The following is a 10,539-nucleotide window of genomic DNA, read 5'->3' as shown; positions in this document are numbered from 1 at the left end:
GCCTATTCATGATTCGAGAGCCGCTTATCTCGAATATCCCAAACACGCTTCATAGAGCTTCACATAACAATGTCGGCCTTCGGGAGACTGTCATGCCCGTTTGAGTGTCGACTGTGAGGCCGACTGCTGCCTGTCTGCTCCTGTATCATTGAGCAGACAGGCCGATCAGGGGGGGAAGCCGAATGTCCGCTTAAGGTTTGAGAAGCCCGGAAGCGGACGGTTTCCTCAAACGAGGATGAGTATAGCCACGAAGCAAAAGTCGAGATATAGTGGAAGTCAAAAGAAAAGAGTTAAATGATGCTGGTCAGGACTATATCATTCTCTGAATTTGACCTTAATCTTATTAACTCTTTGAGAGGGCAGAATGTCTCTCATATCCGCGTACTCAACGAAGTGTTTCTTGATATTCATTGTAGCAACGGCACAGTCGTTGGCTTCATGCCGGATGAGACAGAGATACTACATCCTCGTGAAGAATTTTGGGGCGACATCAAACATCCGCGGATTATTAACGGGCCATTTTGCGAAGAAGACTCCCTTAAAAACACTATCCATGAAATAGACGTTCTACCAGCGTTCGGAGAAATTCGTAGTATATGGGGTCTTCGCACAGCGGTCAGTGTTTACGAGTTTCAGCCTCTTTATTCAGGATATGACCCGGCGGCAGGCTTCTTACGCTATGCTATGCCACCTGAAATTCAAAAACTTCCCTTGAGAGAATTTCGATGGGATAATTTTAATCCAGATTTAGTGCCGGCGGGCGCTGATTACGTAATTGCTGATATTGGTATTATCCTTGATGTCGGAGGTACCGCCGTAAATGCATCAACCCTTGAAAATCAGTGGAGTATTACACAGGAAATACCAGGAATTTCTATGCTTACCAAGGGTGTATTTAAATTGCGCTACGAGGTGTATCGGATATTCTAAAAACGAAGCGGACATCACAATGATGATCTTGCCTCAAGTCTTTGGAGATAGATGCAACTAAACCGAACTTAATCCCAGACATATGTTCTCTCTCCCAAAAAATAAAGTTTTCTAAAACATGGTTGATAAAATCATTCATGTTCCGGACAACGTCTTGAGAAGGACCCAGTCAGCGTGTCTTCATTCATGCGTTTTAATGTCACGCAACGCGCAGACGAAGGAGATTTCGTTCTCTTTAAAGAATCTGGAAGACAGAATATCAGGCAATATAAGACACAAGAAACGTTAACCGTTCATCGGGGAAGTAATGGCCGCTTTTCAGTGCTTAGTCCGATGTCTAAAATATCTTACATGAGGCGATAGCTGCCGCTGCATTTCTGTGCCAAACTCGAAACACATGCCTCTCCTTCGCTTCGCCGTCGAATTCGCTGCTCTCTATCTCGGTGGCCCTCTTATCGTCCTCGAACTCCGCCGCCCCGGCATCCTGTTCGGACTCATCTGGGTGGCGGCTATCGTGGCGTTTCTCGCGATCCGGGGCGAAAAGCCGCAACCTCATGACGTGCGTCGCGAGCTGCGGGCCATCTTCCTGCGTTTCGCGATCCTCGCGCCGGTTATTGTGGCGCTGACTGCATGGTTCTGGCCAGAAACATTCCTCAGCCTGCCGCTTCAAAAACCGCGGTTCTGGCTTCTGATCATGGTGCTCTATCCGGTGCTGTCCGTATGGCCGCAGGAAGTGCTCTACCGCGCATTCCTGTTTGCCCGATATCGCTCGCTGTTCCGCAGCGACACAGGCATCATCATCGCAAGCGCACTCGCTTTTGGCTTCGCCCATGTGATCTTCCTGAACTGGATCGCAATCGGCATGACCACCGTCGGCGGCCTGCTCTTCGCCCGCGACTACGCACGTCACCGGTCGCTGCGCCTGACTTGCCTGGAACACAGTCTCTATGGTTGCCTGATCTTCACCGTAGGCCTCGGCCGCTTCTTCTACACAGGCGCCGCCTGGCACCACTGAGAGCGCTAGCCTACCGGGCCGGAGCCGGCGTTCGCCCGTCTCGGCACCTGCAGACCAACGCCCCAGAATCCAGCCGGGCTACCACGTCAGCATTACGGAAGATGTCCACTTCCGGTGTCTCGCGCGGGCAGTTCGGGCAAGGTCAGGGCAAAACCGGTAGGTCCGTTTAGCGCGTAGCAAGCAGACAGACAGCTCTCCGCCGTCATGTCGGTCATACATACAATTGAAATAGTTTTCCGAAAGCTGACATTCACCAAACGTAAGCGTGCGTCGATCGAATTAGGTACGATGGCACATTTGCTTGACATTGAGAATGTTGTGTCCGCTCTCGACGTCATAAGGGGTAATCTAGCGGACTAAGCAGAACGTGATCGTTCCCTCGCAATCCGTAAGCCTTGTCGTTAAATCTTTCTGCATGAAGCAAAGTCGCATATTCCATGATTATGCGATTCCTGACCCGAATAAAGTCACTGCAAGCCCTTGAAGCCGCGGCCCGACATGGCAGCTTCGTGGGAGCGGCTTCCGAACTGGATGTCACGCCAGCGGCAGTCGGCCAACTCGTGCGCTCACTTGAAGATTGGGTAGGCTGTCCTCTTTTTAAACGCTCGCGCTCGGGGCGTGAACGCCTGACACCCACAGAAGAAGCACGCGAAGCCCTCAGAGATATCGCGCATGGTCTGGACCTGCTGGAGGCCGGTCTGAAGACGCTAAAAGGACGTAAAGCGCGCTCCATTGTGGTGATCACCGCCTCTCAGGCTCTGGTCGCCAACTGGCTTCTGTCTCGCCTAAACGATTTTACCTCGGCATATCCAGACATCGACGTCCGTCTGGACGTCTCTGATCGTGTCATGGACCTGACACAAGGAGATGCTGACATTGCCATTCGTTGCGGGATGGGGGCCTGGAAAGGCGTCAAGGCTACCTATCTCATGGACGAGGAAATTATTGCCGTCTGCCATCAGCGTCTCTTACCCTCGCATGGAAAGGTTGATGCGAACTGGATCGCCACCCAGACCTTGATCCATGACGGCTCTGGACATCCTGAGGGTGATTTCCCCACATGGGAAAAATGGCTGACACAGGCCGGTGTTGCTGAAGCGCCGACTGATCACGGGTTCAGCATTAACTCAGCCGCTGCCGTTATTCAGGGAGCAGTTGCCGGTCGCGGGGTAGCCCTTGTCCGGAAAAGGTTGGTCGCGCTAGAGATCGAAAGCGGTCGGCTCGTTCATCTTCTTCCAGACCAACGCTGGCCAGTGAAATGGGCGTATTATGTCGTGGCGACGAACAAGGTATTACGGCGCTATGAGGTGAATGCCTTTCATGACTGGCTAACAACAAAAATTGCGCTCCAGCCGGAAAACACGCCTTCCGAAATCTGAAACGGTCTCCCAAAGAGAATGGTGTCCGGATCGGTGAGAGAAGACGATAGACGAGAAAGTTTTTCTTTGTCGTCGATGTCGTTGAAATGCGTCGTGGTTTTATAGTTTGTCATTCATTGTGCCCTTCAGTTGGAAGTAGCAAGGATGACAAGTCGATGCTCGGCGGAAAGACAGCACTTGTTACAGGCGGTTCTAGCGGGATCGGACTGGCATCTGCCCGTAAACTGCTTGAACAGGGCGCACGTGTCGCCATTATGGGACGCTCGCAGGACAAGCTCGACAAAGCGGTCGTGGACCTCGGTGAGGATCGCGTTTTGCCTCTTCAATGCGACGTCGGGTCCAATGAAGATCTGGAGCGCGCCGCCGAGTGCCTGAAACAGGAATACAGTGCGCTAGACATTCTGTTCGCCAATGCGGGGCTCGCTTACGGGACACCTCTGGGGGGCACCGACGAAACCGCCTATAGTCGTATGATGGACGTCAACGTTAAAGGCGTTTTCTTCACTGTCCAGACTTTTCTGCCCCTCATACGCGAGGGTGGCTCGATCATTCTCAATACATCATGGCTCAATCAGGTGGGCACACCGGGACGGGCAATCCTGTCTGCCTCGAAGGCAGCAGTGCGTTCCTTTGCTCGCACGATGTCAGCCGAACTGCTGGATCGAAAGATCCGTGTGAATGCTGTCAGTCCGGGCTCCATTGAAACGCCTATCCACCGCAGTGCCAATCAAACCGAAGACGCGTTCCGCGCCTATTCTGAACGTGTTGGAGAACAGGTACCGATCGGACGTATGGGGCGACCGGATGAGATCGCCGCTGCCGTTCTGTTTCTGGCCAGTGAGGCATCAAGCTACATGCTGGGTGCGGAGATCGTTGTCGATGGCGGAAGAGCAGAGTTATAAATCATGTTGTTAAATGAAGATCTTTCCAAACGAACCCTTGTCAATGCCGGGTCGCTGGACTGGGTGCCAAGTCAGACGCAGGGTGTCGACCGTCGCATGCTGTTTCGGCTTGGAGCAGAAAAAGCGCGGGCAACATCGATTGTGCGCTATGCACCCGGCAGTCTGTTTCCGCGTCACGCGCATTCTGGTGGCGAAGAGTTTCTGGTTCTTGACGGGGTCTTTCAAGACGAGACCGGAGATTTCCCGGTTGGAACGTACGTTCGCAATCCGCCAGGTTCGAGTCATGCGCCCGGTAGTGCAGATGGTTGCACGATCTTCGTCCGGCTCTGGCAATTTGCCGCAGATGATCGGGAGCGCGTCGTGTGTCGCCCTGGTGAAGGACAAGTCTTGCCTCTCCGCTCCGGTGTGACTGCCTCTCGATTACTGTTTGAAGGCTTCGGAGAAAAGGTCGTTTTAGAGGACTGGGAGGCTGACACACATCAGGTGCTGGTCAATCCCGATGGTCTGGAACTGCTCGTGCTTTCCGGCTGCTTCACGGAAGGCGGAGATGAACTGACACGGTGGAGTTGGCTACGCCTGCCGGCAGGAATGCCTTTCGACGCCCGGATTGGCACCCAAGGTGCACGCGTCTGGTTCAAGTCTGCGCCCCTGCTGCATCCCGATGTCTGCGCCTTTGATGCAACCCCTTAATACGATGAAAGGTCAGGCATGAAACCGTGTCTCAAAGCTGTTTTAGTCGGTGTTGGTGGAACAGTTGTTCTTGATGTGTGGGCCGCAGCAATGGGCAGGATTACGGGCAAGCCTGTTACCAACTGGCCCATGTTTGGCCGCTGGCTTGGGCATATGACACAGGGGCAATTCGTCCAGCCTGACATGAGGAAAGCCTGTCCGGTTCGGGCTGAAGCAGCAATTGGATGGTCCGCCCATTATGCCATTGGCATCGGCTATGGATTGGGTGTTCTGGCATGGCGCGGGACTACGTGGTTTTCCCGACCAACGCTCGGAACACCCCTGAAACTCGTCTGGATGCTTCTAGTCGCGCCCTATTTCATCATGATGCCAGGTATGGGGCTGGGCGTAGCGGGTTCGAAAACACCGCAGCCCACGACGACGCGGATCAAAAGCGTCATCGGACATTCAGTCTTCGGTCTGGGTATGTATGCCACGGCCCTGATCCTGCGTCGCAAGTAAGCGGACCCGTCAAATGATTACATGCGATGTCGCCATTGTCGGTGGTGGTCTGTCGGGGTTGTACGCGGCCCGTCTTCTCCGCAAGGCATCGATTGATGTCGTGCTGATAGAAGCGCAGGCACATTTAGGCGGGCGCATTCGGACAGTCGATGACAAAGGGCAACCAACAGAAGATGGCTTTGACCTCGGTGCCTCCTGGTACTGGCCCCACATCCAACCGGCCATCGGTGAGTTGATCGCTGAACTTGGGCTTTCGTCTTTCACACAGAATACCGATGGCGACGTTCTGTTCGAGCGTATGTCCCGCGAGCCTATTCATCGTTTCAGTGACATGGGACAGGAACAGGCCTCGAGACGACTGATTGGAGGAACCCTGCGCCTTATAAACGCTCTGACATGCGACATACCTGCTGATCGTCTGCTTCTGAACCGCCGTGTGACGGCAATGACGTTGATGGAAGCAGAGGTAAATATCACATGCCAGCCTTCTGAAGGGCGGGCGGAAACCATCATGGCGCGACATGTCATTGCGGCGTTGCCGCCCCGACTTCTCGAAGCGACCGTCGCATTTGCTCCGGCACTGGAGAAGGCTGATACCGCGCATTGGCGGGATACCCCAACCTGGATGGCGCCCCACGCCAAGTTTTTTGCTTTTTATGAGCGCCCGTTCTGGCGGGATGAGGGGCTGTCAGGCACAGCACAAAGCATGGTCGGGCCAATGGTCGAAATCCACGATGCAACCACATCCTCTGGCAAAGCAGCCCTCATGGGGTTTATCGGCGTGCCAGCCGCCCAGAGACGGCTGCTTGACGAGGAGACGCTCGCGAAAGCCTGTGCCGGGCAGTTAGGCCGTCTGTTTGGTCCACTCGCGGCAAAGCCGCAGGCGACCTTGTTGAAGGATTGGGCGACGGATCCCCTGACAGCTACTGAGGCCGACGTCGCCGCAGGCGGTCATATTACAGCTACGAATGAGCCATGGGTCACAGGAGCTTGGCGAAAGAGGCTGACACTGGCAGGTAGCGAAACAAGCTCGCAGGAGCCTGGCTACCTCGCAGGTGCCATCATTGCAGCCAGAAGTGCTGTAGAAGACGTATGCGGATGACGGCCCAGAAGGATGAAATGGTCGGACTCATGATCCAAGCCCTTCCGCTTCAAGAATTTTCCGGTGCGAGAGAAAGGCAACCGCACTTCAGGGTGCCGGAAATGCATCCCATTTTACGTGGGGTTTCAGAAAAAAGGAGAGAAAAATGACCACCTTTACACATGTTACGGTTGGCACAAATGATCTCGAAGCTGCCCGTAATTTTTATGACAAGGTGCTGGCAACACTCGGCTGGACCCGTATCACGGATCTGGGAGATAAGGGCAGCATCTGGGGCGACGGCAAGCCTTCTTTTTTTGTTCTTAAACCGATCAACGGTCAGCCGGCCACAGTTGGCAATGGCGTAACGATCAGCTTTGAAGCCGCGACGCATGCGGCAGTCCATGCTTTTCACGAAGCGGCACTTGCGCTGGGAGGTCCGGATGAAGGCGCTGTGGGGCCGCGGAACTGGGCACCCCACGCTTACGCCGGGTACACACGTGATCCTGAAGGCAACAAGATCGCCGCTTATTGTTTCGCAGCGGAATAAAACTGGGAAAGGTGCTTATCGGTCTATTGTTTGCGAGAGGCACCGCCCGTCCAACCAGATAGTCTTCACCATTCAGATGCAAGACGAGCGTGCCTGGCTGGTTGGGCGGCTTAAAGTTGCTATCAGAGTGTAGAACATCACACTCCAGACCTAATCATATGCACCCGAATTAAAAAACTGTCTTATGAATTTTTATCTGTCTGAATTTCAGGTAATTTAAATCGTGATCTGGAAGCCGACTGTCTGCTTCCCCCCCCTGATCGGCCTGTCTGCTCAATGATACAGGAGCAGACAGGCAACAGTCGCCTCATGTCGGTCATAAAAGCGATTGTGACGGCTGCCCAAAAGCCGACATTGTCAGGCGAACCGTGATAGACTGAGTTTTGGACATTCCTGCCGATTAGCTGCGTGCGTGGTAGGACGTCGTGGTCCGGACTACGACACGACGTCCGCTTGAGATATTCAAAAACGCGCAGGGCAGTCCAAGCTTTGTGGCGCCGGTTAATCGATGAGGCGTTACAAGCCTTCCAGCATTTGCGCCGCGACGCTATGACCTCGATCTCGCAGATCCCGCGCGATTTTGGCGATCCATTGCTCACCGTCTGGACGGCTGCGGATAGCGGCAATCAGTTCACGTAGAAGTTGGAGTTGTGGATTATTATCGACGCCGATCACGTCACCCCCAGCGGCGGGAGATTTGAATGCTACACGAGCAAGATCAGCGATGAAGCCGTCATCTAGTGAGGCCTCGCTGATTGCCTGCGAAACGATACGCGGCGTTGCATAACGTGCGCGATCTCGAGGTGGTTGAACAATCAGCAGCGCCTCGCCCGGATTGACGTGCACCTTGAGCTTCTCGCCATTTGCACTCTCGTGCTCGATGTATACTTCGCCGCCCGTTTTTAGTGCCGTGTTAGCAATGGCTCTTATTGTCTTGGTCGTCTTAGATCGCGAACCCTTCTTACCCTTGCTACCCAAGAGGAGGTTTTTGATGCCTGCAATATTCTTTAGGAAGTCAACTAGGTGATTGATCGAATCGGCATTATCCGCGATCTCCTTCAAGATTGCGATGATCGAACCTTGGCGGATCTCGGTGACGATCAACTCGCATCCGTAGAGTCGCCTGTAATCGTTGCCGATCGCGGATAGCAGTTCGCCCAACACGGTCGCCCCGACGGGCTCCTTGTAGTCGATTGTCAGGAGGAGTTCGTTGGCAGGCATATGGAAACCTTTGTTGAGTGGAGTTTCGACTAACCTGCCGGGAACGCCGTTGCTGATCAACGCACCTGATCGTCGAGCCGACTGCGCCTGCCGCTTGGATGAGGCCGCTAAACGTCGCTTGAATTCATCGTTGCAAACGGTTGCTTTCCGTCCTCCTTTCCCAATAGTCGACTTTCTGTTCACGCCGCATTTCAGTCATCGGCAGCCCTTAAACTACGTGCAAAAGCGTAAGTTAAACCGTCTCCCCGACGATCGACGGAAAGCACCGTTATTCTATAATTTTGGTTTAAATTAATTGAATTATATCATTTACGACACGAGTTTGATCAATGACAATATTAGGACTTCCTGCTGCGAACTTGAAGGTACTGGTTACGTGCAGTAAAGAGCCATAAAAAGTCCCTGTCGGATCATAAATATGATGCAATATTCTATCGACCGATGATCCGGACGATTTCGAGCAAGTCACAATGATATCTAAGTTGGGCAATGATCCGAAATATGCTACATTTGTGTCGATTAATGTGCCGGTATCACCAGCGCTTGCAACGCCCACGGTATACGCGATACCATTTTTGGTGTAGGTCCCTACCGCGACAAAATCGCCCGTCGCCGGAATTCCCGATAAACCTCCGGTTGGAGTTGTGGGGGAATATCCGATGTAAGTAAAACTCGTTAGATAACTTGACGCAAATTCTCGGGCCGATCCAGTCTTATGAGAGTTTGTCGATCCTTTTATAAGAATTATTTTTGTCATTGTTATATTTGTCTTCCGAAATAAGAAAATAATACATTAAACCACATTCAATTTATATATCAAACGCAGCCACATAGTAACACACACTGATAGTGAGCTGTCTTCTCCTTAGCCGACCTTATGCACTCCCCGAGAGTTAGACGGTCCTGGGCGGAATACGCCAAACGTTGTAGCCGTCCGGCACAACCCACCCACCGCTCGATGGCGTTTTCTCCTTTGAGACCGACGCGCCGATCTCCCTATCTACATATGCATCTAGGTTATCGAGTTCGGTAAACACGTCCGCTTGGTCGCGGAGGCAGTACAAGCTGTCGGGTTTCATATAGAGCGATATTCAAAGCTGCTGTGCTGGTCGTTAAGGTAATCGACCAGTTTTGTGGCAGCCGGTAGAGAGAAGCTGTCGGCCTCACTGAGCTCAAGCAGCTTCTTTAGATTATGCCTCACAGCGCCACTGCGAAGCTCGGCCTCGGTGTGGCCGGTATTAGTCAGATATGCCTTCTGGTACAACTCAACAGCAAAGCCGAGCAGCATATGGTACGAGAGAATGAAGGTCGTATCGTCCGGAACTTGGAAGCGGCTAGGGTTCGTCATGATCAGGTATGCTGATTGAACGTAGCCCTTCGCGGTGCTGTAAGTGCGGATTGCGTCTGACATGTGCTTTCTCTGTCTGTGGAGCGAAATGCGCCCCAGCACTGGTGATAAGGGTCAAGCCTAAGCCGAAGGAGGGGACTGCCAATGCCTGCTACTGCGCATTCCATGACGTAATGGATTAACGAACGGCGCGCAAACCGTCGGTGGACTGCTAGGATCGGCCCGGGTGCGTCGGAACGAGGGCAACGGGTCGATAGCTGTCATGAAAGTGCACGCCGTAAATTTCCGCTTGTTACCTTTTCCGGCCGAAACCAGACCTTCCGGCTACCCCCCATAGTGTTGAAAAACACATGGTGAAGAGTGAAAGTGTTGCCAAGCCACTTCGACATAAGTGCAGCTTTCTTGCCTCAGGTGGATAAGGCAGGCGCTCCGGGAGGTATCAGTTTCGCCATTTTGCGGAGATTTTGAGCAGCTGCGGCGAGATGGAACTCATCACGGGCACCGTTTGATCCTCTGAGCCTCAACCGATCGATCTTCAAAATGCGCTTGAGGTGAGCAAACAGCATTTCGACCTTCTTTCGTTGTCTCGCAAGTTTCCGCATGCCTCCGCCTGAGGCCCCAATCTCCCCTTCCCTTTTTCTCCTGCGCCTGATTACGCCCCGGTACGCCGGAGCCCGCCCCTCTACGCCAATATACGAAGCAGTTGGTTGCGGGTGTCACGGACCCTGATTTGAACCTGCAGGAGTTAAACCCTTGAAATGATGGAGAATTTGATAGGCGTGTCGTGTTGTGCGCAACAAAAAACCCCGCTAAGCCGTTGACTTAGCGGGGTTTTAAAAACTGATTTGGTTGCGGGGGCAGGATTTGAACCTGCGGCCTTCAGGTTATGAGCCTGACGAGCTACCGGGCTGCTCCACCCCGC

The 10,539-nt window shown here is 53.2% G+C and carries 13 protein-coding genes; 9 read left to right on the top strand and 4 right to left on the bottom strand.

Annotated features, from left to right (window positions below; genetic code table 11):
• Window positions 1-294 precede the first annotated feature (294 nt).
• From JK199_RS15565 to JK199_RS15525, 9 genes are all read left to right on the top strand, one after another.
• The gene (locus tag JK199_RS15565; protein WP_212377626.1) at window positions 295-930 is read left to right on the top strand and encodes a hypothetical protein; all 636 of its coding nucleotides are present in this window, start codon (window positions 295-297) and stop codon (window positions 928-930) included.
• Window positions 931-1,327: 397 nt separating this feature from the next.
• The gene (locus tag JK199_RS15560; RefSeq protein ID WP_212377624.1) at window positions 1,328-1,945 is read left to right on the top strand and encodes a CPBP family intramembrane glutamic endopeptidase; all 618 of its coding nucleotides are present in this window, start codon (window positions 1,328-1,330) and stop codon (window positions 1,943-1,945) included.
• A gap of 437 nt (window positions 1,946-2,382) precedes the next feature.
• Window positions 2,383-3,324, top strand: coding sequence for a LysR substrate-binding domain-containing protein (locus JK199_RS15555; protein WP_212377621.1), 942 nt, complete (start codon window positions 2,383-2,385; stop codon window positions 3,322-3,324).
• A gap of 155 nt (window positions 3,325-3,479) precedes the next feature.
• A complete protein-coding gene (locus JK199_RS15550) occupies window positions 3,480-4,226 on the top strand; it encodes an SDR family oxidoreductase (protein ID WP_077929823.1) in 747 nt (248 codons plus the stop codon).
• 3 nt (window positions 4,227-4,229) lie between these two features.
• A complete protein-coding gene (locus JK199_RS15545) occupies window positions 4,230-4,916 on the top strand; it encodes a cupin domain-containing protein (protein ID WP_212377618.1) in 687 nt (228 codons plus the stop codon).
• An 18-nt stretch (window positions 4,917-4,934) separates the two neighbouring features.
• Window positions 4,935-5,417: a DUF2938 family protein gene (locus tag JK199_RS15540; protein ID WP_212377615.1), complete on the top strand. Its 483-nt coding sequence runs from the start codon at window positions 4,935-4,937 to the stop codon at window positions 5,415-5,417.
• Window positions 5,418-5,430: 13 nt separating this feature from the next.
• Window positions 5,431-6,519: a flavin monoamine oxidase family protein gene (locus JK199_RS15535; RefSeq protein WP_212377612.1), complete on the top strand. Its 1,089-nt coding sequence runs from the start codon at window positions 5,431-5,433 to the stop codon at window positions 6,517-6,519.
• Window positions 6,516-6,668 carry a hypothetical protein gene (locus JK199_RS15530; protein WP_212377609.1) on the top strand — a complete coding sequence of 51 codons (153 nt, stop codon included), beginning with the start codon at window positions 6,516-6,518 and terminating at the stop codon, window positions 6,666-6,668. The genes JK199_RS15535 and JK199_RS15530 overlap by 4 nt, the downstream gene beginning before the upstream one ends.
• Window positions 6,665-7,048 (top strand): VOC family protein, encoded by a 384-nt coding sequence (locus tag JK199_RS15525; RefSeq protein ID WP_077929819.1) that lies wholly within the window; start codon window positions 6,665-6,667, stop codon window positions 7,046-7,048. The genes JK199_RS15530 and JK199_RS15525 overlap by 4 nt, the downstream gene beginning before the upstream one ends.
• 516 nt (window positions 7,049-7,564) lie before the next feature.
• Here the strand turns inward: JK199_RS15525 and JK199_RS15520 are convergent.
• From JK199_RS15520 to JK199_RS15505, 4 genes are all read right to left on the bottom strand, one after another.
• Window positions 7,565-8,269 carry a hypothetical protein gene (locus JK199_RS15520; RefSeq protein ID WP_212377606.1) on the bottom strand — a complete coding sequence of 235 codons (705 nt, stop codon included), beginning with the start codon at window positions 8,267-8,269 and terminating at the stop codon, window positions 7,565-7,567.
• 286 nt (window positions 8,270-8,555) lie between these two features.
• Window positions 8,556-9,026 carry a hypothetical protein gene (locus JK199_RS15515; RefSeq protein WP_212377603.1) on the bottom strand — a complete coding sequence of 157 codons (471 nt, stop codon included), beginning with the start codon at window positions 9,024-9,026 and terminating at the stop codon, window positions 8,556-8,558.
• Window positions 9,027-9,344: 318 nt separating this feature from the next.
• On the bottom strand, window positions 9,345-9,680 hold the full coding sequence (locus tag JK199_RS15510; protein WP_212377600.1) for a hypothetical protein: 336 nt from the start codon (window positions 9,678-9,680) through the stop codon (window positions 9,345-9,347).
• A 344-nt stretch (window positions 9,681-10,024) separates the two neighbouring features.
• On the bottom strand, window positions 10,025-10,309 hold the full coding sequence (locus tag JK199_RS15505) for a transposase (RefSeq protein WP_342356348.1): 285 nt from the start codon (window positions 10,307-10,309) through the stop codon (window positions 10,025-10,027).
• Between the last annotated feature and the right edge of the window lie 230 nt (window positions 10,310-10,539).

The organism is Acetobacter persici (genome assembly GCF_018256955.1).
GTDB lineage: Bacteria > Pseudomonadota > Alphaproteobacteria > Acetobacterales > Acetobacteraceae > Acetobacter > Acetobacter persici.
This window is presented reverse-complemented; position numbering and strand designations above follow the sequence as displayed.